This window comes from Ideonella sp., assembly GCF_041287625.1.
Taxonomy (GTDB): domain Bacteria; phylum Pseudomonadota; class Gammaproteobacteria; order Burkholderiales; family Burkholderiaceae_C; genus Ideonella.
The window spans coordinates 24,753-50,892 of record NZ_JBGGNH010000017.1 but is presented as its reverse complement, the minus strand read 5'-3'; the positions used below and the strand labels follow the sequence as shown (position 1 = coordinate 50,892).

19 protein-coding genes and 1 tRNA gene are annotated in these 26,140 nt (G+C 65.7%); 13 read left to right on the top strand and 7 right to left on the bottom strand.

From position 1 onward, the window contains the following. On the bottom strand, positions 1-708 hold a 708-nt coding region (gene ompR, locus ACAH41_RS06880), incomplete at its 3' end, for a two-component system response regulator OmpR (protein ID WP_370538232.1). 158 nt (positions 709-866) lie between these two features. On the opposite strand from ompR, the gene ACAH41_RS06875 reads away from it, so the two are divergent. Next, complete coding sequence (locus ACAH41_RS06875) at positions 867-1,601, top strand: SIMPL domain-containing protein (RefSeq protein WP_325652353.1); 735 nt, start codon at positions 867-869, stop codon at positions 1,599-1,601. Positions 1,602-1,609: 8 nt separating this feature from the next. Here ACAH41_RS06875 and ACAH41_RS06870 read toward each other — a convergent pair whose 3' ends face one another. Continuing rightward, entirely contained in the window at positions 1,610-2,380 is a 771-nt protein-coding gene (locus ACAH41_RS06870; protein ID WP_325652352.1) for a 3-hydroxybutyrate dehydrogenase, read from the bottom strand. Positions 2,381-2,514: 134 nt separating this feature from the next. On the opposite strand from ACAH41_RS06870, the gene ACAH41_RS06865 reads away from it, so the two are divergent. The 3 genes from ACAH41_RS06865 (at position 2,515) to ACAH41_RS06855 (ending at position 5,808) form a co-directional block, all read left to right on the top strand. After that, complete coding sequence (locus tag ACAH41_RS06865) at positions 2,515-3,393, top strand: alpha/beta hydrolase (RefSeq protein ID WP_325652350.1); 879 nt, start codon at positions 2,515-2,517, stop codon at positions 3,391-3,393. Between the two features lie 21 nt (positions 3,394-3,414). Then, entirely contained in the window at positions 3,415-5,667 is a 2,253-nt protein-coding gene (locus ACAH41_RS06860) for a bifunctional (p)ppGpp synthetase/guanosine-3',5'-bis(diphosphate) 3'-pyrophosphohydrolase (RefSeq protein ID WP_325652348.1), read from the top strand. A gap of 64 nt (positions 5,668-5,731) precedes the next feature. Next, positions 5,732-5,808: transfer RNA gene (locus ACAH41_RS06855), tRNA-Val, on the top strand. A gap of 201 nt (positions 5,809-6,009) precedes the next feature. Here the strand turns inward: ACAH41_RS06855 and ACAH41_RS06850 are convergent. Then, a complete protein-coding gene (locus tag ACAH41_RS06850; protein ID WP_325652346.1) occupies positions 6,010-6,678 on the bottom strand; it encodes a response regulator in 669 nt (222 codons plus the stop codon). Next, positions 6,675-9,107: a PAS domain S-box protein gene (locus ACAH41_RS06845; protein WP_325652344.1), complete on the bottom strand. Its 2,433-nt coding sequence runs from the start codon at positions 9,105-9,107 to the stop codon at positions 6,675-6,677. Before ACAH41_RS06845 ends, ACAH41_RS06850 begins: the two co-directional genes overlap by 4 nt. Before the next feature lie 406 nt (positions 9,108-9,513). Between ACAH41_RS06845 and ACAH41_RS06840 the strand changes: the two genes are divergently transcribed. From ACAH41_RS06840 to ACAH41_RS06820, 5 genes are all read left to right on the top strand, one after another. Continuing rightward, positions 9,514-12,369: a winged helix-turn-helix domain-containing protein gene (locus tag ACAH41_RS06840; protein ID WP_325652343.1), complete on the top strand. Its 2,856-nt coding sequence runs from the start codon at positions 9,514-9,516 to the stop codon at positions 12,367-12,369. Positions 12,370-12,383: 14 nt separating this feature from the next. Then, complete coding sequence (locus ACAH41_RS06835; RefSeq protein WP_370538231.1) at positions 12,384-15,530, top strand: triple tyrosine motif-containing protein; 3,147 nt, start codon at positions 12,384-12,386, stop codon at positions 15,528-15,530. A 78-nt stretch (positions 15,531-15,608) separates the two neighbouring features. Then, positions 15,609-16,370, top strand: a complete 762-nt coding sequence (locus ACAH41_RS06830; protein WP_325652340.1) for a response regulator transcription factor — start codon at positions 15,609-15,611, stop codon at positions 16,368-16,370. 135 nt (positions 16,371-16,505) lie between these two features. After that, the gene (locus tag ACAH41_RS06825) at positions 16,506-18,449 is read left to right on the top strand and encodes a M13 family metallopeptidase (protein WP_325652338.1); all 1,944 of its coding nucleotides are present in this window, start codon (positions 16,506-16,508) and stop codon (positions 18,447-18,449) included. 97 nt (positions 18,450-18,546) lie between these two features. After that, a complete protein-coding gene (locus ACAH41_RS06820) occupies positions 18,547-19,512 on the top strand; it encodes an alpha/beta hydrolase (RefSeq protein WP_325652337.1) in 966 nt (321 codons plus the stop codon). 36 nt (positions 19,513-19,548) lie between these two features. On the opposite strand, the gene ACAH41_RS06815 is transcribed toward ACAH41_RS06820, so the two are convergent. Beyond that, complete coding sequence (locus ACAH41_RS06815; protein WP_325652336.1) at positions 19,549-20,568, bottom strand: proline iminopeptidase-family hydrolase; 1,020 nt, start codon at positions 20,566-20,568, stop codon at positions 19,549-19,551. Next, on the bottom strand, positions 20,558-22,165 hold the full coding sequence (locus tag ACAH41_RS06810) for a winged helix-turn-helix domain-containing protein (protein ID WP_325652334.1): 1,608 nt from the start codon (positions 22,163-22,165) through the stop codon (positions 20,558-20,560). Before ACAH41_RS06810 ends, ACAH41_RS06815 begins: the two co-directional genes overlap by 11 nt. A gap of 340 nt (positions 22,166-22,505) precedes the next feature. Between ACAH41_RS06810 and ACAH41_RS06805 the strand changes: the two genes are divergently transcribed. Then, the gene (locus ACAH41_RS06805) at positions 22,506-23,147 is read left to right on the top strand and encodes a response regulator transcription factor (RefSeq protein ID WP_325652332.1); all 642 of its coding nucleotides are present in this window, start codon (positions 22,506-22,508) and stop codon (positions 23,145-23,147) included. Positions 23,148-23,196: 49 nt separating this feature from the next. On the opposite strand, the gene ACAH41_RS06800 is transcribed toward ACAH41_RS06805, so the two are convergent. After that, complete coding sequence (locus tag ACAH41_RS06800) at positions 23,197-24,012, bottom strand: ATP-binding protein (protein ID WP_325652330.1); 816 nt, start codon at positions 24,010-24,012, stop codon at positions 23,197-23,199. 246 nt (positions 24,013-24,258) lie between these two features. Here ACAH41_RS06800 and ACAH41_RS06795 point away from each other — a divergent pair, with 246 nt between their 5' ends. The 3 genes from ACAH41_RS06795 to ACAH41_RS06785 all read left to right on the top strand — a co-directional run bounded on the left by ACAH41_RS06795 (position 24,259) and on the right by ACAH41_RS06785 (position 26,123). Beyond that, positions 24,259-24,654: a hypothetical protein gene (locus ACAH41_RS06795; RefSeq protein ID WP_325652328.1), complete on the top strand. Its 396-nt coding sequence runs from the start codon at positions 24,259-24,261 to the stop codon at positions 24,652-24,654. Between the two features lie 70 nt (positions 24,655-24,724). Next, positions 24,725-25,399 carry a response regulator transcription factor gene (locus tag ACAH41_RS06790; RefSeq protein WP_325652326.1) on the top strand — a complete coding sequence of 225 codons (675 nt, stop codon included), beginning with the start codon at positions 24,725-24,727 and terminating at the stop codon, positions 25,397-25,399. Between the two features lie 70 nt (positions 25,400-25,469). Continuing rightward, positions 25,470-26,123, top strand: a complete 654-nt coding sequence (locus tag ACAH41_RS06785) for a hydrolase (protein ID WP_325652325.1) — start codon at positions 25,470-25,472, stop codon at positions 26,121-26,123. The last annotated feature ends 17 nt before the right edge of the window (positions 26,124-26,140 follow it).

Sequence of the window (26,140 nt, the reverse complement as noted above, 5' to 3'; positions counted from 1 at the left end):
GTAGCCCACGCCCCAGACGGTCTGGATGTAGCGGGGGTTCGACGGGTCCGGCTCCAGCATCTTGCGCAGCCGGGAAATCTGCACGTCCAGGCTGCGGTCGAAGGGCTCGAACTCGCGGCCGCGGGCCAGCTGGGCCAGCTTGTCGCGCGACAGCGGCTGGCGCGGATGGCGCACCAGCGCCTTCAGCATCGAGAACTCGCCGGTGGTCAGTGTGATTTGGTCGCCGTCCTTGGTCAGGCGGCGCAGCGAGAGGTCGAATTCAAACGGCCCGAAGCTGACGACCTGCTGTTCCTTGGCCGGCGCGCCAGGCGCTTCCTGCGCCGGGCGGCGGCGCAGCACCGCGTGGATGCGGGCCAGCAGTTCGCGCGGGTTGAAGGGCTTGGGCAGGTAGTCGTCCGCACCGACTTCCAGGCCGACGATGCGGTCCACGTCCTCGACCTTGGCGGTCAGCATGATGATGGGCGTCGGGTCGCCGGCGGCGCGCAGCCGGCGGCAGATCGACAGCCCGTCTTCGCCGGGCAGCATCAGGTCCAGCACGATCAGGTCGATGGTCTCCCGGGTTTGCAGCCGGTTCAGGGCCTTGGCATCTTCGGCCAGCAGCACATCGAAACCTTCCTGCGTGAGGTAGCGGCGCAGCAGGTCGCGAATGCGGGCATCGTCATCTACAACGACGATGCGGTCCGGGCGGGTGTTGGCGTGGGTGCTCATGAGCGACTCCCAATTTGTAACAGCGGCGATTCTGACGGGCGGATCAGGGTCAAAACGGGATGCTGACGCGTTGTTACAAATGTTGCCCGAGCTGTCATCAGCCTTCAAATGACGGTCAGCGGCGCGGGTGCGGTCCCCGTTGAGGGAAGATGAAGCACATGCAACATCCCGTCTCCTCCCGCTTTTTCACTCCCGCGGCGATCCTGGTCGCCAGCCTTTGCGTGGCCGCTGCGCCGGCCCGTGCCGACGCGCCGCCGCCGTCTGGCGTGCTCACCCTCAGTGCCAGCGCCACCACCGAAGTCCCGCAGGACTGGATGCGCCTGAGCTTCGCGGTGCAGCGCGAGGGCAATGACGCCGTTGGCGTGCAGGCCCAGCTCAAGCAGGCGGTGGACGCAGCATTGGCCGAGGCCCGCAAGGGCGCCAAACCGGGCCAGGTCGAAGTGCAGACCACCGGCTTTTCGATCTACCCTCGCTACAACACCAAGGGTGCGATCAGCGGCTGGCAGGGCCGCAGTGAGTTGCTCGTCGAAGGACGCGACATGGCGGCCATCGGCGCCTTGTCCGGTCGCATCGGCACGATGACGATCTCGCAGGTCGGCTACAGCCTGTCGCGCGAAGCCCGCGAGACCGTGGAAGCGGCGGTCAGTGCCGAGGCCATCACCCGCTTCAAGGCGCGCGCCAGCGAGCAAGCCAAGCTGTTCGGCTATGGCAGCTACACGCTGCGCGAAGTCAGCACCAGCAGCGATGGCGGTGGGGCGCCGCAGCCGATGTTCCGCGCAGCCGCCGCGCCGAAGGCGATGCTGTCCTCGGCGGCCGACGGTGAATCGCTGGCGGTGCAAGCAGGCAAGGAAAGCGTCACCGCCACCGTCACCGGCAGCGTGCAGCTGAAGTAGCCCGGCGCTTATTGCGCGAGCCAGCCGCCATCCATGTTGATGGCGGTGCCGCGCATGTTGTCGGCCGCTGGCGAGCACAGGAAGACGGCCAGCGCGCCCAGTTCTTCCGGCGTGGTGAACTGCAGTGAGGGCTGCTTCTCGGCCAGCAGCGCGTTCTTGGACTCTTCCACGCTGATGCCCTGGGCCTTGGCGCGGTCGTCCACCTGCTTCTGCACCAGCGGCGTCAGCACCCAGCCGGGGCAGATGGCATTGACCGTCACACCGGTGGTTGCGGTTTCCAGCGCCACTGCCTTGGTGAAGCCGACCACGCCATGCTTGGAGGCGACATAGGCTGACTTTTGCGCCGAGGCGACCAGCCCGTGGGTGGACGCGACGTTCAGGATGCGGCCCCAATTGCGCTGCTTCATGCCGGGCAGCACCAGCCGCGTGCCGTGGAAGGTGGCGCTGAGGTTGATGGCGATGATGGCGTCCCAGCGCTCGACCGGGAAGTCCTCCACCGGTGCGACGAACTGGATGCCGGCGTTGTTGACCAGGATGTCCACCGGCCCGAGTTCGGCCTCGCAGGCCTTGACCATCGCGGCGATCTCGTCGGGCTTGCCCATGTCGGCGCCGTGATAGGCCACCTTCACGCCAAGCGCCTCCACTTCGGCCTTGGCGGCGGCGTATTCGCCGAAGCCGTTGAGCAGGATGTTCGCGCCTTGCGCGGCCAGGGCCTTGGCGATGCCCAGGCCAATGCCACTCGTCGAGCCGGTGACGATGGCGGTTTTTCCTTTGAGCATGTGCAGTTCTCCAATCAGCGATAGAAGCCGGGGTGCCACGCAGCGGACAAGGAAACTCGGGCACTGGCCATCGTTCTCCGCCGGGGGTTGCTACAGTCGATTATCTGGTCCCCAACCCAAAATCCGAGCCCTCCATGAACAAGCCTTTGCAGCTGCCGCGTGAACGCGAAGTCCAGTGCCTGGACGCCCGCGGGCTGCACCGCATGGCTTATGTGGAATGGGGCGACGCCGACAACCCCCGCGTGCTGGTCTGCGCGCACGGGCTGACCCGCCAGGGCCGCGACTTCGACACGCTGGCGCAAGCCATGGCCGGCGAGTTCCGCGTGGTCTGCCCGGATGTGGTCGGCCGAGGCCGCTCGGACTGGCTGGCGGACCCGGCCGGCTACCAAATCCCCGCCTACGTGGCCGACATGGTCACGCTGCTGGCACGGCTGGATGCGCAGCAGCTCAGCTGGGTCGGCACGTCCATGGGCGGCTTGATCGGCATGAGCCTGGCCAGCCTGCCGGGCTGCCGCTTCGAGAAGCTGGTGCTGAACGACGTGGGCCCGAAGATCGAATGGGCCTCGCTGCAGCGCATTGGCCAGTACCTGGGCCAGCCTTCGCACTGGGCCAACCTGGACGAAGCGGCCGATGCGTTGTGGGCCATCTCGCAAGGCTTCGGCCCCCACACCCGCGAGCAATGGCTGGCGCTCAGCGCGCCGCAGTTGAAGCCAGACGGCGACGGCTTCAAGCCCCACTACGATCTGGCGCTGGCGCAGCCTTTCCGCACCGTCACGCCCCAGGCAGCCACCGCCGGCGAAGCCATGCTCTGGGCTGCCTACGACCGCATTGCCTGCCCGACGCTGTTGCTGCGCGGCGCGGAGTCCGACCTGCTGGCGCGCGAGACCGCGGCCGAGATGACGCAACGCGGCCCACGCGCCACGCTGCACGAGTTCGCCGGCGTGGGCCATGCGCCGATGCTGGTGCAGGACGATCAGGTGGACGTGGTGCGCACCTTCCTGCTGGGCCAGTGAAAGACGAGTGAAAGCGAGCGCATGAGAAGCCAGCTCGGGCCGGACGGCGCCACCGCCCCCATTGTTTCCCTGGCCGGTGAGCTGGCCACGCCGCCGGGCGCACGGCCAGCCGAAGACGGCGCCAGCGGCCTTGCAAGAGCCCGTGCCTTTGCCGAGCCGCTGCTGGCCGGCCGCGCGCTGGACACCGGAGAAGACGCGTTTGATCACGCCGAAGGCATGGCCGCGCTGCTGGCCGGCATTGGCGGCGCGCCTTCGCTGCAGGCCGCGGCCTACCTGGTCTATGCCGCCGACTACCTGCAGCGGCCCGAAGAAGTGGTCGAGAAGGCTTTTGGCGCCTCCTATGCGAGCCTGGTCACGCTGACCCGCAGGCTGGTGCAGGTGCAGCGCGCCGCGCGCGAAGCGCAGGTCATGGGCACCGCACGCCAGGCCGAGCAGACCGAGCGTGTGCGCAAGATGCTGCTGGCCTTCTCGAAGGACTTGCGCGTGGTGCTGCTGCGCCTGGCCTCGCGCCTGCAGACGCTGCGCTGGTACGCGGCCAGCAAGCAGGGCTGCCCGGCGCTGCTGGCCGCCGAGTCTGCCCAGGTCTTCGCCCCGCTGGCCAACCGGCTGGGCATCTGGCAGTTCAAGTGGGAGCTGGAAGACCTGGCCTTCCGCTTCCTGCAGCCTGAGGAATACAAGCGCATTGCCAGGCTGCTGGCCGAGAAGCGCGTGGAGCGCGAAGCCGGCGTGGAAGTGGTGCGCAAGCAGATGGGCGCGGACCTGCAGTCGCACGGTGTGCCGGCGGTGGTCTACGGCCGGCCCAAGCACATCTACAGCATCTGGAAAAAGATGCAGGGCAAACACTTGCCGTTCGACCGCGTGATGGACGTGCGCGCGCTGCGTGTCGTCGTGGCCGACGTGCCGGCCTGCTACGCCGCGCTGAGCCGCGTGCAGGAACGCTACCGCGCGGTCGCCGCCGAATACGACGACTACATCGCCAAACCCAAGCCCAACGGCTACCGCTCGCTGCACACCGTGGTGCTGGGCGACGACGACCGGCCGATCGAGGTGCAGATCCGCACCCAGGCCATGCACGAGCATGCCGAATACGGCGTGGCCGCGCACTGGGCCTACAAGGAAGCCGGGGCCAAGGGTTATGCCGGCGTGGCCGCGGCAGGCGAGTTCGAAGAGCGTGTGGCCGAAGCCCGCAAAGCCGTGCTGCGCCAGTTGCTGGCCTGGGAACGCGACTTTGCCGGCCATGCCGAGCAAGGCCCCGAAGGGCGCTTCGACGACCGCATCTACGTCTTCACGCCGCAGGCAACCGTGATCGAGCTGACGGCGGGCGCCACGCCGGTGGACTTCGCCTACGCGCTGCACACCGACCTGGGCCACCGCTGCCGCGGCGCGAAGGTCGACGGCGCGATGGTGCCGCTGTCCACGCCGCTGGCCAACGGCCAGACGGTGGAGATCATCGCCGCCAAGGAAGGCGGCCCTTCGCTGGACTGGCTCAACAGCGAGCTCGGCTTCCTGCGCAGCCCGCGGGCCCGCGCCAAGGTCCGCGCCTGGTTCAACACGCAGGCCCAGGCCGGCACCATCGCGCGCGGTCGCGAGCTGGTCGAAAAGCTGCTGCAGCGCGAAGGCCGCACCTCATTGAAGCTCGCGGAGCTGGCTGACCAACTCGGCTTCAAGGACGCGGACGCGCTGTTCGAGCTGGTCGGCAAGGACGAATACTCGCTGCGCAACATCGAGCAACTGCTGCGCCCGCCGCCTCCGCCGCCGCCGGACAACGAAATGCCGGTGCTGCGCCGCCCGAAGGCAGACGGGCAGGGCGCTCGCGGCGGCGTGCTGGTGGTCGGTGTCGAAAGCCTGCTGACCAACCTCGCGCGCTGCTGCCGCCCGGCTCCGCCGGACGCCATCGGCGGCTTCGTGACCCGCGGCAAGGGCGTGGCCATCCACCGGCTGGACTGCTCGAACTTCCGCTACATGGCCCAGCGCATGCCCGAGCGCGAGATCGCCGTCGCCTGGGGCGCGACGCCCAAGGACCGCGTCGCCGCCTACCCGGTGGACGTGTCCATCGACTCGGCCGAGCGCCCCGGGCTGCTGCGCGACATCACCGAAGTCTTCTCGAAGGAAAAGATGAACGTGACGGGCGTGCACAGCAGCACCCTGAAGGAAGCCAGCGGCAGGAGCCTGCGCATGGTCTTCACCGTCGAGGTGAGCGACGCCGCGCGCCTGCAGCAGGTGCTGCGCCAGGTCGCCGCTGTCCCCGGCGTCCGCCAGGTCCGCCGAAAGTAATTGGAAGTTTTTTCAGCGTAGCTTGCCAATTTGCCGAAAGCCGGCATATACTGCGAGGCTCAGCAGGCGCGTAGCTCAGTTGGTTAGAGCACCACCTTGACATGGTGGGGGTCGTTGGTTCGAATCCAATCGCGCCTACCAAATTCGGTAGGAAGATCAAGCACTTGGCGGTAACGCCAAGTGCTTTTTTCTTGGTGCGCCCAGCATGGGCGCACTCCTGTCCTGCGGGTGCAATCCCGCCGCAAACTGACCACGGCGAGCGAAGTGAAGCGCAACTGCGCAACTGCATGAGGGCGACCGGGTGTGGGAAGGAAGCGTGGCGCGAAACCGGCATGTCGAAAGCTACAGTGGTCCAAGCGGACCGGGTTCCCCGCTCCCCTGGTCATTTTCCTGGCCGAGCAGGTCCGCCATCCGCACCAGATCAGGCACCGATTCGGCGCCCATTTTGCGCATCACCTGCCCGCGATGGAGTTTGACCGTGGCCTCCGCGATGCTCACTCTTTCAGCAATCTGCTTGTTCAGCAGGCCTGCGGTGACCAAAGCCATGACCTGACGCTCTCGGTCGGTCAGCAGCGCATGCCGGGCCTGCAGGGAAGTCATTCGTTCGACATCCTTGCGCCTCTTCGCTGCCTGTTTGATGGCTCGGTTGACGGCTTCCAACAAGTCCTGTTCACGCACCGGCTTGGCAAGCACATCGACGGCCCCGGCTTTCATGGCACGCACGGCCATCTGGACGTCGACGTGGCCGCTGATCAGGATGACGGCCTGAGGGGAGCCGCTTCTCGCCAGTGCCTCCTGAAATTCGAGGCCGCTTTGCCCAGGCAGTCGGATGTCGAGCACGACGCAGCAGGATCCGTCGGGCGGCTTTGCCGCAAGGAATGCCTGTACGGACCCATAGGTCTTCGTAGGGAGCCCAACGGACTCGAACAGGCCCCGCAGCGCCTCGCACACGCTGGTGTCGTCATCGATCACCACAACGCTTGGATCTCCGGTTTCCAACCCCTTGTTCATGCCATGGCCCCCACCGCCAAAGGCACCGTGAAGCTGAAGGTGCTGCCACGCGGCACCTCGTTCCGGGCGGAAACCGACCCACCGTGGGCTTCAACAATGGAGCGGCAGATTGACAACCCCATCCCGATGCCGCCGGGCTTGGTGCTGAAAAAGGCGTCGAAGATGCGGTCCATGTCGCCTCGCTGGACGCCCGTGCCTGTGTCGATGACGCTGACCTGACCGAACCCGTCTTCCCGCACGGCACTGCAGATCTTCAGGCGCCTGCCCACCTGCTCGGTGTCGGCCATCGATTCGACGCTGTTCATCACCAGGTTCAACAGCACCTGCTGCAATTGCGTACGGTCGCCGAGCACGATGAGCGGCTCCGCTCCGACGTCGAAGTTCGCATCGACGTTTCGGCGGCGGAATTCGCCGTTCAACACCAGCAACACGTCGCGAATCGCTTGATGCAGGTCCATGGGCTCCATGCGCGCGGGTGCCTTGCGGGCAAGCGCGCGAATGCCGGCCACGATTTCGCCTGCGCGATGTCCCTCTCTCACCACGCGTTCGGCTGCCTGCCGCGCGCGAGTGGCATCGAATTGCGCCTCGTCGAGCCAGCGCATGCAGGTCCCGGCATCGGTGACGATCGCCATCAACGGTTGATTCACCTCGTGTGCAATGGACACGGCCAGCTCTCCCAGGGTGGTCATTCGTGCGACGCGTGCCAGTTCGTTCTGGCTTTGGCGCAGCTCATCTTCCGCGCGTTTGCGATCTTCGATCTCGATGAGGGCCCCATACCACTTCACGACGTCTCCGTTGGCGTCCAGCAGCGGGCTCTGCCGAAACGTGAACCACCTGTATTCACCGTCGGCCCGACGAACGCGTGCATCGATCTCTTCGCCGCGCTTGATCGACCGCACGCGCTCCCAGCGGTGCAACATGGAGTCGACGTCATCCTGGTGGAACATGCGGCTGTAGCCTTCTCCCACAACGTCTTCGTACCGCAGCCCGCAAAAATCGAGCAGGTTCTTGCTGAAGAAATCGACGTAACCACCCGCATCAGAAGACCAAGCCATGACGGGGATGGTGTCGATGATCAACTTCAGTCGTTGCTCACTGGCCTTGAGTGCGTCTTCGGCGCGCTGAAGATCTTCGAAGTCGACATTGGCACCGACCCACCGGACCACGCCGTTCGCGTCGGTGATCTTCCGCCCGGAAAAATAGAACCAGCGGTACTCGCCATCGAATCGCCGGATCCGCCCCTTCAGGTCCATGCGGTCGCGCGTCTCGAGTGCGTCTTTCCATGTCTCGACCATGCCAGCCACATCATCGGGGTGGTAGAAGTTCAGGAAGCCCCACTCAAGGATCTGCTCGGCTTCCACGCCCGCGTATTCGGCCCAGCGTCGATTGACGAACTCGGCGGTGCCATCCGGACGGGCCACCCACGCCAGAACAGGAAGCGAGTCGACGATGAGGCGAATGTTCTGCTCGCTGGCCACGAGGGCCGACCTGGCATGCTTCAGGGCTTCTTCTGCGCGCTTGCGATCTTCGATGTCCAGGACAACGCCATACCACTTCGAGACCTTGCCGCTCGGGTCCAGCAAAGGGTTCTGCCGAAGTGTGAACCACCGGTACTCGCCATCGGCGCGCCGGATGCGGCCATCGATTTCCCTGGCGCGCTTGGACGCCATGATCTCCTGCCATGCCGCCAGCAGGTGCGGCATGTCGTCCGGGTGAAAGATGCGGTAGAAGCCCAGCCCCAGGATCTCGCTGGAAGAGAGTCCGACGAAGTCCAGGAAGTGCTGGTTGCAGAAGTCCAGCATGCCGTCCGGCGTTGCCGACCAGGCCATCGCGGGAATGGTGTTGATGATGAGGTTCAGACGCCATTCGCTTTCTGCGAGTGCCGCGCCGGTGGGTTTCTCCATGCGGGTGTCCGCCGGCGGCCGCAGGTCGTTCAGCTCGCGGATTTCCCGGCATGCCAGACCCGCCTGCATGGCCGCGACCTTCAGACGCAGCCATTCCGGACGCAGCGGGAAGCCGGTGCGCCGTGAGCCAACCACAAGCGAGCCCATGCTGGCAATCTCGCCCAGCGGCAACGCCGCCACATGCAACACCTCTTTCCCAACGGTCATTGCCGCTGACCCCAGCTCCGGATGGGTCCCAAGCCAGCTGTCGATCGAAGGGACAAGGTCTCCGGCGCTGTGCGTGGTCGAAAATGATTTGCCGATCCGCAGAAAGAGGTGGACGGTGTCGCTGAATCTAAGCGCGGCGAAGTCCAGTTCGAGAATGTCGACCAGCGCCTCAAGGAGGCTCTCGGCGATGGCCGTCGGGTCCAATCCCCGCCAGGTCGAGGCAAGCCGGAAGAGGTCTTCAAAGTGGTCATCGCTCCGCGGTGATGCCTTGTCGTCGGCGACCGCGTGTGGAAGCGTCGCCTGACGATCCGCGTCCATCGGGCCAGGCGGTGATTGTTCACTCACAGAAGTTCCTCGCGGCTTCCTCAGCCAGGACCATGTTCCATCCGTGCGAGCGCAGCCGCTTCTCGCGCTTGGTCGAAGACGACGAGCTTACCGTGCGCCCGATGTCGCATCCAACTCGACCATGGTCTAGGGCTGCTCGACCAATCGCCAGGGAGCCAGCGAATGGCAATGGCGCGACGGCGTGGCCGGTGCCTGCGCGTTGCAATCGCCAAGCGGTCTGCACAAAGAGGAGGTACAACTCGACCAAAGTCGAGCACCACCCCACCTCTCGCCGCCGATGGTCGACCAAAGAAGAATTGATTCGGTGTGCATCGGAAGATAGGCTTCGCCCGCCGAATTGATTTCCACAGTGTTTTGGATGTAAGGAGTACGCAGAGCCATGAACCATGCGGCGGAGCGTCCTCGCAGGGCATTCGCTTTCGGGCCATTCACCCTTTGGCCTGAACGACAGTTGCTGCTGAGAGGTGAAACGCCGCTGCGCATCGGTGGGCGTGCGCTCGACATCCTCACGGCGCTGGTGGAGCGCCCAGGGGAGATGGTGACCAAGCGGGGACTGATGGCGCGCGCATGGCCCACCACCATCGTCGACGAGAGCAATCTCAAGGTGAACATGGCTGGCTTGCGGCGCCTTCTTGGTGAAGAGGGCGGAGACCCCCGGTACATCGCGACCGTGATCGGCAGAGGGTATCGGTTCGTCGCCGATGTGCAGTTCTGGGGATTGGCAGAACCCTCCGTGAACCATGCGCAGCCCACGCGCAACCACAACTTTCCCACCGGCACCACACGCGTGGTTGGCAGGACGGAAACAATCGCCGCGCTGCAGCAGGACATGGAGGGAGCGCGGCTCGTGTCGATTGTCGGGCCGGGCGGGATCGGGAAGACGACCGTTGCGCTGGCGGTTGCCGAACGCGCGCTGCCGTTGTTCAAGGACGGGGCTTGGCTGGTGGACCTCGCGCCGCTGAAGGATTCGTCCTTGGTCCCCACCGCCATCGCGACCGCCGTCGGCATGGCGGCGCATTCGGCCAATGTGCTGGCCGCGCTTTGCGGCTTCCTGCGCGATCGCGAGATGCTGCTGGTGCTCGACAGCTGCGAGCACATCATCGACGCCGCCGCCGCTTGCGTGGACCGCCTCCTCACCGAGGCGCCGAATGTCAGGATCCTGGTCACCAGCCGGGAACCGCTCGGCTTGCAGGGCGAGCGGGTGCGAAGGCTGCCGGGATTGAAAACGCCACCTGTCGCTCCGGCGATGGACCGGGCGCAAGCCGTGGCCTTCCCGGCCGTGGAACTCTTTGTCGAACGCGCGGCCGACAGACTTGAGTCGTTCAAGTTGAGCGATGCGGACGCCCCCGCCGCGGCCGAAATCTGCCGGCGTCTCGACGGCCTCGCGCTGGCAATCGAGCTTGCCGCGACGCGAGTCGACGCCTTCGGCATCGACGAAATCCTGGCCTTGCTCAACGACCGCTTCCGGTTGCTGAAAGGGCGCCGGTCCGGTCCGGATCGGCACCAGACGTTGATGGCGACCATCGACTGGAGTTTTGACCTCCTGTCGAACAGCGATCAGGCCATCTTGTCTCGCTTGTCTGTGTTCGCAGGCGCGTTCACCTTGGCGTCGGCTTGCGCTGTGGCTGCTGACGACCACATCGATCGTGTCAAGGTTGTGGAAGGGGTGGCCAACCTTGTCGCCAAGTCGCTCCTCGCCGCGGAACCCGGCGAGATCGAGTTGGAATATCGACTGCTCGACACCACCCGCAGCTACGCATCGGAGAAGCTCGCCATGCACGACGAGCCGGACGGCGCTCGCCTGCGCCATGCCCTGCATTTTCTCGAGCTGGCGGAGCATGCAACGGCAGACGATGATCGTTTGACAGGGGCGGACTGGCTTGCCTGTCACGCCGAGAAAATCGACGACATTCGCACCGCGATTGACTGGGCTTTTGCCGGTTCAGCGCACGCAGCACTGGGGGTGAAGCTCACCGTTGCGGCAATTCCGTTCTGGGAACGCTTGTCACTTTTCGAGGAGTGCCGGCTGTTCGTGAAGCGGGCACTGGAGCGCAGCGCCAAGGCTGACCGAAGCACGCAAGACGAACTGACGCTGTACCTCGCTTCCGGTGGGGCGCAGTTGTTCACGCGCGGCCCCATGCGAGAAGTCAAAGACCTGTTCATGAAGGCTTTGGCGCTTGCCGAAGAAATGAACCGTGCGGACCTGCGGCTGGAATGCCTCAAGAGATTGTCGGAATACCATTTGTGGGAGGGCGACTCCCGATCAGCCTTGGCGCTTGCCGCCGAGATACGAGTGCTCGCCAGCGCGGAAGGTGACCTGATCGCGGTTGCCAATGCCGACGCTCACGCGGGATCCGCCTTGCACTACCTGGGCGACCTGTCCCAGTCGCGCCGCCATCTTGAAGATTTCCTTGCTTCACCGGTTCAAGCGCGTGCAGGCTGGGAAACCGCCCGATTCCAGTTCGATCAGCGTTTGGAAGCGCGCGGCTCGTTGGCGCTTGTGTTGTGGTTGCTCGGCTTTTCAGATCAGGCCGTCGAGACCGCGCGGCGCCAGCGTGCGGCGGCGGAGGGTTGCAATTACGCGGCGTCCGTTTGTTCTGCCATCGTGCTGACCTCGGCGCCCCTTGCCATCTACACAGGGGACTTCTCCGATGCGGACCATGCGCTGAATTTTGTCGAGAAGTATGCGTCCGAGCATGGCTTGCCGATGTGGGGTGCCATGGTGGCGTGCATGCGTGTGAAGTGGCTGCTCGATGCCGGCGGTGCCGTGGACTTGAAGCGCTACGAGGAAACGCTCATCCAGATCCGAGACGGGAGTCTTGGCATTCGATACGCGCCATTTCTGGCGAATCTGGGTCATGTGCTGTCGCTGCGCGGTGACACCACGGGCGCACTCGCGAGCATTGACGAAGCGATCGCGCTGTCGGTGAACAGCGGCCAGGTCTGGGGCATCCCCGAAATGCTGCGCTTGAAAGGAACGTTCATCGAAGCGGGCAAGCAAATCGGGTGGGCAGAGGCGGCGGCTGAGTGCTACAGCCAGTCGATCACCATGGCGCATGAGCAGGGAGCGCTTGCATGGGAACTCAGGTCGGCGACCAACCTGGCCGCGTTGTGGGCCGATGCCGGATTGCGCGAGCAGGCCAGGGACATGCTGTGGTCCATCTACCAGCGATTCAGCGAAGGGTTTGAAACGACTGACCTGCGAAGAGCACGAAGCCGTCTCGAAACGATGTGACGGTGACGCGACGCGTGTCCGCGGACCACCACGGCCAGCGCCCGTCGCCGGCTTTTGGCTTCGTCATGCATCGGTGGGGCCTGCGCGCTTGGTACTTGTGCCTGATGCAGGCCTTTGCGGTCATTGCGCTGACTTGTCCGGCCGCGCATGCTTTGCCTGCTCAATACAACATTTCGCAGCTGTATCACACGCAGTGGACCGTCCACGATGGTGTGCCGACTGGCATCGAGGCCATCGCCCAGACCTCGGACGGTTTTCTGTGGCTGGGCACCTCGGGTGGCTTGTTTCGCTTCGACGGCGTCGCCTTCGAACGCTTCTCCGGCACCAATGCCGTTGCGCTTCTGTCGCAGGACATTTTTTCCTTGCATGCGACCCCGGAAGACGGCCTGTGGATCGGGCATCACCTCGGCGGCATCAGCCACTTGCAGGGTGGCCACCTGGTCAACTATGGCCGGGCAGAGGGGCTGCCCGCTTCGTCCGTGACAGCCATCGGGCACGCAGGGGACGGGACGGTGTGGGCCGGGACGACACGAGGGCTGTTCCGACTCGAACGCGGGCTGTGGCAGTTGGCTGGTGCCGCCTGGAACGCACCGACGGATCCTTTGGAGGCGCTTGTTGTCGATCGCGACCGCACCCTGTGGGTGAAGGGCAACGAGCAGATTTTTTATCTCAGGGACGGCGCGACCCGGTTCGAGAAAATGCCGATCGCGCTCGGCAAATCCAACTTCATCACGATGCTCCTGGCACCCGGCGGCGCAGCCATGCTGTGCACTTCCGGGCACGTGCGCACGCTGGCGCTGAAAGTGCCGCTCGGCGCCAGCGCGCTGGTGCCGGAATGGCACGACAGGCAGGTCAGCGTCAGCGAGGAAGCCGCATGTGCTTTCGACAGGGAAGGCCACCTGTGGGTTGGCGGAAGCGAAGGCGCAGGCCGTTTCCCACCGCCCTCGGAGAACACAGCGTCCACTGTCAAGGCGTGGCGCGGCTACAAGACCGATCTCGCGCCATTGACTGGCGAATCCGTCTCGGCCGCGCTTGAAGATCTCGAAGGCAATCTGTGGTTTGCCACCCGCGCGGGCCTCGACCGCTTTCGAGCGCCGGCCCTGTTAAAATTGCCGCTTGATGTCGGATCGAACGAGTTTTCGCTGGCGCCTGCAGGTGAACGCGACGCATGGATCGGCACCTCGCGGGGCAACATCTTCCGCGCCGGTCCGGCCTCCCAGGCGCAGATCGACTTCAACAAGTTGGCGAGCGTGGGAGTGGATACCGTCTACAGCAGCGCCGAGGGTTCGCTGTGGGTGGCCGGCGGCGATTCGATCTGGGAGCTTCAGCCTGATCGACATTGGCGGCGTTCGGCCCGGCCTGGCGCGCAGGGTGGCCCGGCCGCCTACGCCTATTCCAACATCCAGACGATGACGCAGGACGCCCACGGTGCCATGTGGGTGTCCGTGCTGCGGGTGGGTGTGTACCGGGTGGTCGGGGACGCGTGGACCTTGTGGGGCGGGCGCACCGACATGCCCACGCAGAACACGACGGCCTTGTTCACCGACGCGCAGGGTCGGGTCTGGTTCGGTTACGACGATGGCACGGTGGCAGTTCTTGACAGTGACCGCCTGACGATCGTGACTTCGCCGCGAGACGCGCGGCCGCAAGCGAACCTCGGTGCCGTGAATTCATTCGTGCAGCAAGGCAGCCACATCTGGGTCGGCGCTGAAAAAGGTCTGTGGCACCTGGAGGGCCGCGTGCTGAGACCCATCACGGGAACTCGCGGCGCATTCATCGGGGTCTCCGGCATCGTGCCGGGTTCAAACGATGACCTGTGGCTGAGCACGGTCGACGGCGTGGTGCACATCGCGGCCGACGAGCTGGCGCAGGCGCTTGGCCGGCCCGAACATCCCGTCCGCCATGCGCTGCTGAACCACCTGGATGGCTTGCCGGGGCTGCCGGCAACCGCCATGGGCAACGGCGGCCGCATCTGGTTTTCAACGGTCAACGGCGTTGTCTGGACCGAGCCCTCGCGCATGCCGCGCAACGCCGTCGCCCCCTCCGTGATGGTGAAGACCATCGTCGCGGACGGCATTTCCTACGCATTCGAACCGGATGTGCCAACACAGTTGCCAATGCACACGCGCGACCTGAAGATCACCTACACGGCGCCCAGCCTGACGATGCCCGAACGCGTGATGTTCCGCTATCGCCTTGGCGAGGCGAATGCCGAATGGCAGGAGGTCGGCACGCGCCGGGAAGCGTATTTCAGGGACCTGCCGCCAGGCCACCATCGGTTCCAGGTCCTCGCTGCCAACAACGACGGCTTGTGGAATGAAACCGGCGCCAGCATCGACTTCGTCATTCCCCCCACTTTCGTGCAGACGCCCTGGTTCCTCGCGCTGTGCGGGGCGGCAGCGGCTGCGGCATTGGGGTGGCTCTACTGGTTGAGGCTGCGTGCCGTCAAGGCTCGCTTGCGCCTGCGCCTGGAAGAGCGGATGGTCGAACGCGAGCGCATCGCGCGCGAGTTGCATGACACCTTCCTGCAAGCCGTGAATGGCTTGGTGTTGCGGTTCCATGCCGTGATGGAACAGATCCCGTCGCAAGAGCGCGCCAGGGGCTTGATGCAAGACGCGCTGGATTGCGCCGACGAAGTGATTGCGGATGGACGCGATGCGGTGACCGATCTTCGGCTGTCGACGGACCGGTCGATGGGTTTCTCCCAGGACCTGCGGCTGATCGGCGAGCGGTGGTCGCAGGACTCGGGCGTTTCGTTCGACATGAGCATTGACGGCCCGGTCCGCGAGCTTGATCCGGTGGCCGTGCAGGAATGCCAGCGCGTTGCCACGGAGGCCATGAGCAACGCGTTTCGCCACGCCCAGGGCACGCGCGTCCAGCTGCACATGGCCTATGGGCCCAAGCAGTTCCTGCTCCAGGTCTCAGACGACGGCCACGGGTTCGACGCGAATCAGCCGCACGCCCGGCGTTGGGGCCTTGTCGGCCTGCGGGAACGGGCGGATCGCCTGAACGGGCGCCTGCGTGTCAGCTCGGGCGAGCGGGGCACGACGGTCGCCCTTGAGGTTCCCGCCAGGATTGCCTACAAACGCTGGCGACGCACTTGGGTCGAGCGGCTCATCGGCGTGCGCGGCCGTCTTGCCAGGTTCTCGCTGCGGGCATGACGAGATTTAACCGCGGTTAACTGGCACTCGATGCCACCCGGCGCGACCATGCAGGCTTCCAGACAAAGGAGCGATGCCATGGCTTTGTTCACCCCCGCAGTCATCGAGGTCACGCACGAGAACGCCGTCGTCGAGGCAGGGCTGCGCCGCATTCTTGGCGCCTGGCCCGAGTTCGAAGTGCGCGGTGCCAAGGGCGCCAGTGGCTTCACTGCACCAACAGGAGATCCTGACGTGATCGTCCTGGACCATGCGAGCGGGATCCAGTGGGCCAAGAACCTGCAGCGGCACCCGCGCACCAGCATCATGGTCGTGTCGATGACGGGACAGGAGACCGATGTGCGCAGCGCCCTGGCGGCGGGCGTGCGCGGCTATGTGTTGATCGACTGCTCGGCGGACGACATCGTCAACGCGGCGCGGGCGCTTGCCGCGGGGCGCCGGCATCTTTGCACTGCCGCCACCCTCCTGATGGCAGACAGCCTGGCGCAACCCACCCTGACGATGCGCGAGAGCGAGGTCCTGGCCCTGGTCTTCCGCGGCAACAACAACAAGGAAGTGGCGCGTGCCCTGGACATCTCCGTGGGCACGGTCAAGTCCCACGTGCGAGGGCTCTTGATGAAGCTCGGGGCACGGTGCCGGACCGAGGCCTTGTGGATCGCGTCGCAGCGGGGGTTGATCGCGCGGCCGATGGATGCGGTGGCTGACCTCAGCGCAATGTCCCGGCAGTCCTCATCCGATGGCAGCAGCGCTGCACTGCGGGTGACTGCTACTCGGCCCCGAACCTTGCCGACCTTGGGTGCCTTGCAAGTCTCGGCCGCATGGGGTTTGAGAAGGGCGGGATGAAACCGTGTTCGTGACGAGCGTGTTGGCGCTTGTGTTTGAAACTTGACCGAGGTTGCCTTGAATTCGAAATTGACAGCGCCGCTAGCAGCAGTGGCGATTTTTCTCTGTGGCTGGGGCCCATCGGCTTCCGCTGAATTGCCTGCCGGTGGCATCGACCTGAGCGCCCGCGACCTGCAGGTGCGCCCGGGCGACGACTTCTGGCGCCACGCCAACGGCGCCTGGGCCGCGCGCACCGAGATCCCGGCCGACCGCGAAGTGGTGGGCACCAGCGCCCAGCTGTCGGCCGACGTGGAGGCGCACCTGCGCGAGCTGCTCGAAACCGCCGCCGCCCATCCTGAAGGTGCCAGCGCCTCGATGCGCAAGGCCGGCGACCTGTACGCCAGCTGGATGGACGACACCGCCATCGGCGCGCGCGGCCTGAAGCCGCTGCAGCCTTACCTCGCGCGCATTGCCGCAGCGCACAGCAAGGCCGCGCTGCAGCTGCTGTTCGCCGCACCGGAGTACGCCTCGCCCATCGCCGTCGAGGTGATGCCCAGCTACGAGCACCCGGACACCCAGGTCATCGGCATCGGCCAGGGCGAGCTGGGCATGGCGCGGGACCAGTACCTGCTCGACGGCCCGCAGTACGCGGCCACGCGCAAGGCCTACCGCGGTCACGTGCAGCAAATGCTCGAGCTGGCCGGCGTGGCGCTGGCCGGGCCGAAGGCAGACGCCATCGTCGCGCTGGAAACCGCCATCGCCAAGGTGCAGTGGTCCGGTACACAGTCGCGCGACGAAGCGCGCATGAACGACCCGAAGACGCTGGCGGCGCTGCAGGCCGCCGTGCCGCAGTTCCACTGGGCGCAGCTGCTGGCCGCGTATGGCTTCAAGCCGCCGCGCAGCGTCGTGCTGGGGCACAACACCGCGGTGGCCGCCATCGGCCGCCTGTATGCCGACACGCCACTGCAGACCTGGCAGGACTGGCTGGTTTTCCGCTTCGTCAACGACAACGCCGACTACCTGCCCAAGGCCTTCGGCGAAGCGCATTTCGATTTCCACATGAAGACGCTGTACGGCGTGCAGCAGCAGCGGCCGCGCTGGGTGCGCGGCGTGCAACTGGTCAACGCCGTGATGGGCGAAACGCTGGGCCAGGCCTACACCGCGCGCTGGTTCCCGCCGGCCGCCGTGGCACAGGTCACCGAGATGGTGGACAACCTGCGCGCGGCCTACGGCACGCTGATCCGCCAGTCCGGCTGGATGGACAAGGCGACCCAGCAGAAGGCGCTGGCCAAGCTGGCCGCCTTCGAAGCGCGCATCGGCGCGCCGGCCGAACCGCCGAACGACGCTGGGCTGCAGGTCGACCGCAGCAACCTGCTGGCCAGCATGATGGGCCACGCCGGGCTGGCGCGCCGGCAGGTGGTGGCGCAGCTGGACCGGCCCGTGGACAAGCGCCGCTGGCTGATGCTGCCGCAGACGGTGAATGCCTATTACGACCCGTCGAGCAACCAGATCACCTTCCTCGCCGCGATGTTGCAGCCGCCTGCGTTCGACGCTGCCGCGGACCCGGCGGTGAACTACGGCGCCATCGGCACGCTGATCGGCCATGAGATGGGCCATGCCTATGACGACCAGGGCAGCGGCCACGGTCCCACCGGCAAGCTGGAGAACTGGTGGACCGCCGCCGCCAAAACGGCCTACCAGGCGCGCACCACGGCGCTGCGCCAGCAGTACGAAGGCTACGAGGTGCTGCCGGGCCTGAAGCTCAACGCCGCCTTCACGCTGGGCGAGAACATCGGTGACCTCAGCGGCATGGAAGCTGCGTACCTCGCCTACCAGCGCTACCAGCAGCAGCACGGCCCGGCGCCGGTGCTGGACGGCCTCACCGGCGACCAGCGCTTCTTCCTCTCGCACGCGCGCTTCAGGCGCTCCAAGATCCGCGAGGGCACGCTGCGCCAGCTCACGCTGATCGACACGCACGCACCGCCCGCCATCCGGCTCAACGCCATCGTGCGCAACATGGACGCCTGGTACCGGGCTTTCGATGTGCAGCCCTCCGATGCGCTCTACCTCCCGCCGGAGGCGCGCGTGCACCTCTGGTAGCGGCCCGTGGGCGGGTCCCGTTCAGCTCCGGCATCAATGCGACGTGCCATGTACTTGGCCGCTCGCATCCTTTTCGTCATTCGTCAGGAAATTTGACATGCGCTCACCCCTGAACCGTCTCCGCTGGCTGTCCACTTTTGCCATCTCGTGGCTCTTGGCGGCGGCAAGCGCCTTTGCGGCCGCGCCCACCAATGCTGGCGCTGTCGTTCGACATGAATTCGCCGAAGTCGATGGCCACAAGATCTTCTATCGCGAGGCGGGGCCTGCGGAGGCGCCGGTCGTGTTGCTGCTGCACGGGTTCCCCAGTTCGTCTCACCTGTTCAGGGAATTGATCCCCAAACTTGCGGGGAAATACCGCGTGGTCGCGCCCGACCTTCCCGGCTTCGGTTTGACCGAGGTGAAAACCGGCGTGCCCTTTCAATACACCTTCGACGAACTGACGCAAGTCGTTGACCGCTTCACCGAAGTGAAAGGGATCCGGCGCTACGCGCTGTATGTCTTTGACATCGGAGCCCCCATCGGTTGGCGGCTGGCCGTCGCCCATCCCGACCGGATCACGGCCATCGTGTCTCAAAACGGGAATGCCTACGAGGAGGGGCTCAGCCCCGCCTGGGCACCGATGCGGGTGTTCTGGGAGGACCCTTCGCCGCAGCGCCGCGATCCCTTGCGCATGCTGTTCAAGCTGGAAACCACCAAGTGGCAATACTTCGAAGGCGTGAAGGAGCCGTCCCGCATCGCCCCGGATGGCTACCTGCTTGACCAGCAGTTCCTGGATCGCCCGGGCCAGCAGGACATCCAGCTGGCCATCCTGCTGGACTACCGGTCCAACCTGAAGCAGTACCCGGCCGTGCACGCGTACTTCCGCAAGTACCAGCCGCCGCTGCTGGCCGTCTGGGGCGCGGCCGACCCGTTCTTCCTGCCCGCCGGGGCAGCGGCATTCAAGCGCGACCTGCCCAAAGCCGAGGTCCACATGATCGAGGGCGCCGGCCATTTCGCATTGGCATCGCATGGTGACGAGGTCGCGCGTCTGATGTTGGCGTTCCTCGACCGCAATCTCCATTGATGCCCAGCACCGGTCAAGAGGCCGATGCTGAGCTCGTCACACGGACGCGAGGAAACGCAGCAGGTGGCCGAAGTAGGCTGCCTGGTCGTCCCACACGGCCAGGTGGCTGCCGTTGGGGCAGATGGCCGCCTTGGCGTTCGGCATCATCTGCGCCATGCGCCGGATGTCGTTCGGATCCATCGTGTCGTGCTCAGCGCCGAGGAGCAGGGTGCGGGTCCTGATCTCCTTCAGGCGGTCCCAGCGGTCCCAGTCCTTCAGGCTGCCGCTCACCTCGAACTCGCTCGGCCCCTGCATCTGGACGTAGATGTCCTTGTTCATGTGCTTGAAGCTGCGCATCAGCGCATCGGGCCAAGGGTCCAGCCGGCAGATGATCTTGCTGTACAGGTGCGCCATGATGATCTGCGCGTACGCCGGATTCTCGAAGTCCTTGGCCTGCTCGAGCGCGTTGATCTGCTTCAGCAAGGGCGCGGGCAGCAAGGTCTCCTTGAGGTGATTGACCCGCTTCAGGTAGGCCTGCATGCCGGCCACCATGTTGGAGATCACCAGGCCCTTCAGAGCCTCCGGATGCTTCAGCGCGTACTCAATGGCCAGCACGCCGCCCCACGAATGGCCAAACAGCACGAACTTGTCCAGGCCCAGGCCGCGCCTGACTTCTTCCACTTCCTGCAGGTAGCGCGGCACCGTCCACAGCGAGGCGTCGGTGGGTTGGTCGGAGTTGTTGACGCCCAGCTGGTCGTAGAAATAGATCTCGTGGCCGGCCTCGGGCAGGAACGCGGCCATGACTTCCAGGTACTCGTGCGAGAAGGCCGGGCCGCCATGGAGCAGCAGCACCTTGGTCGCGCCATTGCCGACGCGTTTGGTCCACACCTTGTACTTGCCGCCGACCACGGGGATCAAGCGCACGCCTGCCGTGCGCACACCCACGGGATTGATGCCGTCGGGCACAAGGGTGGCAATGTCGGACGGTCCTCGCTGCGCTGCCAAGGCTGGCGTGGCGGTGAGCGCGACCGCAGCCGCGGCGCCGGTGGCGTTCAGAAAGTCTCTTCTATCGGTCATGAATGATGATGGGTGGTGTGTGTGAGGGGTGGTTCGGCCCTGTCGGACACCCGTCGTGGGGCTTTCCATTTGGGCCGTGCCGAGTGCTTGGCGGTGCTGGCGAGCGTGGGCGTGCAGCCCGTGCATCGTGGGTGAAGTCGTCTGCGGTGATCGCCGGGTCAAGGGGCTTGCCATCGGCGATGGTGTGGACGACCTGGCCGAGGTGGCTCGACAGGTGGCGCGAGTGCCTGGCAAGGACCAGGTGCTCTTCGTCACTCTGCCTCAAGCGCTGGCGGCTGCAGTGACGCGTGGTCCCGTGCAGAAAGTAGCGCGACTTGGCAGGACCCAGGTTCCCCGAGATGAGTGACTTGGCAGCGAGCTGCGCCAGGATCTCTGTCACCGAGGCAAGTGCCAGGTTCGAGACGGCCGACGCGCCCACGCAGTCAAACTCGCCCTCGAACACCGAGACCGCGCGCAGGACCGCTGCTTCGTCTGCTGAAAGAAGGTCGTAGCTCCAGTCGAAGCTCGCGGCCAGGCTTCGATGGCGCGCCGAACCCGCGCGGCGCCCCGTCAGCAGGTGCGTGTGATCATCGAGCTGCGACAACAGGCCGTTGAGGCCGAAGGCCGGGAGGCTTGTCACGGCGAGTTCGATCGCCAGTGCCAGGCCATCGAGCCTGCGGCAGACTTCGGCAATCGGATCGGCGTGCGAGTCGCGGAATTCGAACCGCTCGGAACTGGCGCTTGCCCTTTCAACGAACAGCTGCACCGCGGGGAAGCGCAGGGCCTGCGCAGCACTCAGGCCGGCCGATGGTGGCGGTGCGCTCAACCCCGCCAGCCTGCGCACGCGCTCTCCCGCAACCTGCAAGGGTTCCCTGCTCGTGGTCAGGATCTTGATTCCGGCCGCATTCGCCAGAATTTCGGCGGTGCAGCGGGCCGCTTCATCGATGAGGTGCTCGCAGTTGTCGAACACCAGCATCAGCTCGCGCTCGCGCAGGTGCCCACACAAGGCCGCCAGCGCGCCGGTGTCCTGCGCCGCGAAGCCCACCGCGCTGGCGATGGCGCCGGGCATCGACTCGGGGTGGGTGAGCGATGCCAGATCGATCCACCACACGCCGTTCCTGAACGCCCCGACCGCCTGCCTTGCCACGGCGAGCGCGACCGTGGTCTTGCCAACACCGCCGGCCCCGACAATGGAAAGCATGCGGGATTGCGCCAGCGCTTCCCAGGCTTCCTCGATCACCTCGGTCCGCCCCAGGACAGTGGTGCGGCTGGCGGGCAAGTTGTGGCTGCGGACCGTTGGCGCAGAAGCATCTGGCATGGCGCCGGGCGTGGCGCCTGGCTTGACGTCCGCGATGAACCGATACCCACGTCCGCTCACGGTCGCGATGTAGCGGCTTGCCGTCGGCGCGTCGCCGAGCACCCGTCGCAAGGCCGCCATGTGGGCCTTGAGGCTGCCATCCTCCACCACGGTGTCTGCCCAGACGCGCGCCAACAGTTCGCGCTTGGTCAGCAGTTGGCCCGCGCCACCCACCAGAACCGTGAGCAGCTCCAATGCGCGCTGACCGATCCGGACCTGCGTGCCGTTTCTGAAAAGCGCTTGACGCTCGGGAACGAGCACGAACTCGCCGAAGGCGTAAGACCTCGGCGTCGCTGCGATGGGTTCGTGTTGGATGATGGACCTCGCGTTGGTGAAACCGCCGTGCCAGGGCAGGCGCCAATGCCGGCGTCTGGCTGGGCGGGTGCGCGGCCCCGTCTGCAACAGGTCGTGAGTTCCTTGGCCGCATGCGCTGACTGGATGCGTCAGGACTTTAGGGAGCCCCAGCTCGCGTCGCCAGCCGTCATGCAGGGACGGGCGCCTCACTCGACCGAGGGAGGCGGGTCTTGTGGTTGTCGACGATGATTGCTCCGGGGCGTTAAGGTCCCGCAAGAACTTTGAACGCCCAAGGCGCGCCGCGCACATGTCCGAGACTACCGACCGCCCCATTCGCCTCCTCGTTGTCGACGACCATCCGATGGTCCGGGCCGGCATTGGGGCGGTCATCGCCGGCCAGCCGGACATGACCCTGGTCGGCGAGGCGGGTGACGGCATCGAGGCGCTGGCCCTGTTCGAGCAACACAGGCCGGATGTCACGCTGATGGACCTGCAGATGCCACGCATGAATGGCATGGCGGCGATGGGCGAGATGCTGAGCCGGGACCCCGCGGCGCGCATCGTCGTGCTGACCACCTACCGCGGAGACGTGCAGGCCCTTCGGGCGCTCAAGATCGGGGCCAGCGGCTACCTGTTGAAAAACACACTGCGCAAGGAGCTTGTCGCTGCCGTGCGGACCGTGCATGGCGGCAAGCGGTTCATCGCGCCCGAAGTGGCGCAGGAACTCTCGCTGCGCCTGGCTGACGAAGCACTCTCACCGCGCGAGGTCGACGTCATCACCCAGGTGGCTGCGGGGGGCGCCAACAAGCAGGTCGCGGACCGGCTCGGCGTATCGGAGGAGACCATCAAGACGCACATGAAGAGCATCCTCGTCAAGCTCGGTGCGAGTGACCGCCTGCAGGCCGTCGTCATCGCGATGCGTCGGGGCATCCTCAACGAAGAACTCTGAGCGGCCGCCACGTTTGCGGCAGCCGGTAGCGCGACGAATCCTTGGGCCATCACGCATCGTCGTCTGAAGGCGGTCGGCTGCCGCTTGACCCAAACTTGTAGGCAAGCGATGCGGAGATGATCAACTCGACTTCAGTGCCCGCACCGGGACGACTCCAGATGTCGAGCTGTGCGCCGATTCGTGCAGCGCGCGTCTGCATGCCAAAGACCCCGCCGTGATCGTCGACAGCCTCGCCCTCGAACATGCGCGCATCGATGCCGGTGCCATCGTCGCGGACGCGGATGCGCAGGCGGGTGTCGGTGTAGACGATCTGGACCTCGATGTTGGCCGCATGCGCGTGGCGAAAGGCGTTGAGCAGCGCTTCTCGGCCAATGCGATAGACCTCGGCCTTGACCTTGGGGACGAGTTCCTGTGCCGTGCCGTCGACGATGGTCTTGAAGGTGACATTGCGGCCTTGCCTCAGCGCCTCGCCGGTGGCGGCGTAGGCGACAGGCAGGTCGCCCAGCGGCTCTGCCGAGATGCGCAGGTCGAGCACCCGCTCGCGCCCCACAGCCAACACTGCATCGACACGCTCCAGCGTCTCGACCAATGCGGCACGCGCCGGATCTCCCTGCGGCATGTTGTCAAGCACCACCTGGAATTGCAGGATCAGCCCCTGTGTACTTTGCAGCAGCGTGTCATGCAGTTCGCGCGAAATGCGCGCTTGCTGTGCCATGCGTTGTTCCCAGCGGCCATGCATCCTGGTGGCGAGCCGGCGAACGCAGATCCGGAAGACCGCAACGAGCAGCAGGCCGAGGCCCATCGCGCAAACGACGAGGAGCCAAGCTCGTTGGACGATGGTTGGCTGGTTGGCAAGTTCGAGCATGGTGCCGATCCCGTCCCATTGCGAATTTGTGCATGCCGAGCGGCGGGCACACAAGTCCGAACCACGGCGGCGGGCAGGTCGCTCAATGCGATCTACGCGGACCTCGGTGACCTTGGTGACCTTGGTGACCTTGGTTAGGCCGACTCTACCGAGCAGCACTCGGCGCGCCATCAATCGAAAGGATGAATGGGTCCTAACTCGGATTGGCATTGGCTTTCCGGCGATGCCCTCATAGCGTGCGAGCCCATGCAAAGACTGTTTACCGGCTTCCCGGCGGGGCTGCCCGGGCTTGCGTTGTTGATCATGCGGGTTGCACTCAGCGTCCTGCTGTTGGCATGCGTTCTGCGGCAGCCTGGATGGCTTGGCTCGGGCGCGGCATCGCTGGCGCCGTGGGGCGTGGCGATCGCGCTGTGGGCCGGGCTTTTCACGCCGGCCATTTCAGCGCTGTGCATCCTCTGCGTGTTGCCGATGCTGCTGAATCAGGCTGGCGAGTGGGACGCAGTGGGCGCGGTGAGCGCTTGCACGATCCTTGAGGCTGCGGCGCTGTCGCTGTTGGGGCCAGGGGCGTATTCCCTGGACGCCAAACTGTTCGGGCGTCGGCGAATCATCCTTGCCCAGCATGGCGGAAGAGACCAGATTTAACCGCGGTTAACTCGCTCCGGTGACCCCTGTGGACGACGATGGGGAATCTCAATCCGGAAGGAGCAATCCCATGTCTTTGATCACACCCACGGTGGTGCAGTTGCATCACGAAAATGCCGTTGTCGAGGCCGGGCTTCGCCAGTTGCTTGGCGCATGGTCCGACTTCGATGTGCAGCCGCCTGCGAGCGAGGGCCACATGGCCTCGCCGCAGCCGAGCGTGCCGGACCTGCTGGTGGTCGACCACGACAGCGGCGTGCGGTGGGCCTTGAACCATCGTCTTGACCCGGTCGCGCACACCAAGGTCATGATTGTTTCGATGCGCGGGCAAGAGGCCGATGTTCAGCGTGCGCTGGAGGCGGGCGTTCGGGGATACGTGCTGATCGGCGGTTCGGCGGACGAGGTCGTGAGTGCTGCGAGAGCGGTGGCTGCGGGGCGCCGATACCTGTGCACCACCGCAACGCATCGCATGGCCGACGGCCTCGCCCGACCTACGTTGACCCGGCGGGAAAGTGAGGTGCTTGCCTTTGTGTTCCGCGGACGCAACAACAAGGAGGTGGCGCGCTCACTTGGGATTTCGGTGGGCACGGTCAAGTCCCATGTGCGCGCACTGCTTGGAAAGCTGGACGCCAGGTGCCGGACCGAGGCGGTGTGGATCGCGTCTCAATGTGGACTGGTCGGGGCGGTCGACCTGAGGCCGATTTCGACTCGGCCACATGGCGGATCAGCGGTCGCCGCGACGCAATGACACTGGTGAGACGGTCGTGAACCGACCGTGAAATTCCAACACTTGTCACTGTCACCCGAAAGGATGCCCCATGCCCATCGCCGCCAAGGCCACCGCTGCTGCCGGTCTTCTGACCCCCAAGGATCACGCCCTGCTGCTGATCGACTTCCAACCCCAGATGGCCTTCGCCACCACCTCCATCGACGCCACCACCCTGCGCACCAATGCGGCCATCATCTCCCGGGCGGCCGCTGGCTTCAAGGTTCCGACGGTGCTGAACACGGTGGCCGCGAAGGGCTTCTCCGGGCCCATGTTCAGCGAGATCACCGAGGCATTCCCGGGCCAGGAACTGCTGGACCGCACGTCGATGAACTGCTGGGAAGACGAGAACGTCATCAAGGTGGTGAATGCCATCGGCAAGGATCGCCTTGTCTTTGCCGGCCTGTGGACTTCCGTCTGCATCGTGGACCCGGTGCTGTCGGCCATCGAGCAGGGATTCGAGGCCTATGTGATCACCGATGCCTGCGGCGACGTGTCGGCCGAGGCGCATGAGCGTGCAGTGACGCGCATGGTGCAGGTCGGCGCCCGGCCGATGACTGCGATGCAGTACCTGCTCGAACTGCAGCGCGACTGGGCGCGCAGCGAGACCTACGATCTGACCACGGCCATCGCGCAGCAGGTCGGCGGGGCCTATGGGCTCGGCATCCTGTACGCCAAGTCCATGTTCGGCGCACAGGAAGGCTGAACCTCGGTTGCGGCGCG

Excerpts from the sequence above, each read along its gene's own strand:
- ACAH41_RS06875 (WP_325652353.1), top strand. The coding sequence starts at position 867 with ATGCAACATCCCGTCTCCTCCCGCTTTTTCACTCCCGCGGCGATCCTG.
- ACAH41_RS06870 (WP_325652352.1), bottom strand. The coding sequence starts at position 2,380 with ATGCTCAAAGGAAAAACCGCCATCGTCACCGGCTCGACGAGTGGCATT.
- ACAH41_RS06865 (WP_325652350.1), top strand. The coding sequence starts at position 2,515 with ATGAACAAGCCTTTGCAGCTGCCGCGTGAACGCGAAGTCCAGTGCCTG.
- ACAH41_RS06860 (WP_325652348.1), top strand. The coding sequence starts at position 3,415 with ATGAGAAGCCAGCTCGGGCCGGACGGCGCCACCGCCCCCATTGTTTCC.
- ACAH41_RS06850 (WP_325652346.1), bottom strand. The coding sequence starts at position 6,678 with ATGAACAAGGGGTTGGAAACCGGAGATCCAAGCGTTGTGGTGATCGAT.
- ACAH41_RS06845 (WP_325652344.1), bottom strand. The coding sequence starts at position 9,107 with ATGGACGCGGATCGTCAGGCGACGCTTCCACACGCGGTCGCCGACGAC.
- ACAH41_RS06840 (WP_325652343.1), top strand. The coding sequence starts at position 9,514 with ATGAACCATGCGGCGGAGCGTCCTCGCAGGGCATTCGCTTTCGGGCCA.
- ACAH41_RS06830 (WP_325652340.1), top strand. The coding sequence starts at position 15,609 with ATGGCTTTGTTCACCCCCGCAGTCATCGAGGTCACGCACGAGAACGCC.
- ACAH41_RS06820 (WP_325652337.1), top strand. The coding sequence starts at position 18,547 with ATGCGCTCACCCCTGAACCGTCTCCGCTGGCTGTCCACTTTTGCCATC.
- ACAH41_RS06815 (WP_325652336.1), bottom strand. The coding sequence starts at position 20,568 with ATGACCGATAGAAGAGACTTTCTGAACGCCACCGGCGCCGCGGCTGCG.
- ACAH41_RS06805 (WP_325652332.1), top strand. The coding sequence starts at position 22,506 with ATGTCCGAGACTACCGACCGCCCCATTCGCCTCCTCGTTGTCGACGAC.
- ACAH41_RS06800 (WP_325652330.1), bottom strand. The coding sequence starts at position 24,012 with ATGCTCGAACTTGCCAACCAGCCAACCATCGTCCAACGAGCTTGGCTC.
- ACAH41_RS06795 (WP_325652328.1), top strand. The coding sequence starts at position 24,259 with ATGCAAAGACTGTTTACCGGCTTCCCGGCGGGGCTGCCCGGGCTTGCG.
- ACAH41_RS06790 (WP_325652326.1), top strand. The coding sequence starts at position 24,725 with ATGTCTTTGATCACACCCACGGTGGTGCAGTTGCATCACGAAAATGCC.
- ACAH41_RS06785 (WP_325652325.1), top strand. The coding sequence starts at position 25,470 with ATGCCCATCGCCGCCAAGGCCACCGCTGCTGCCGGTCTTCTGACCCCC.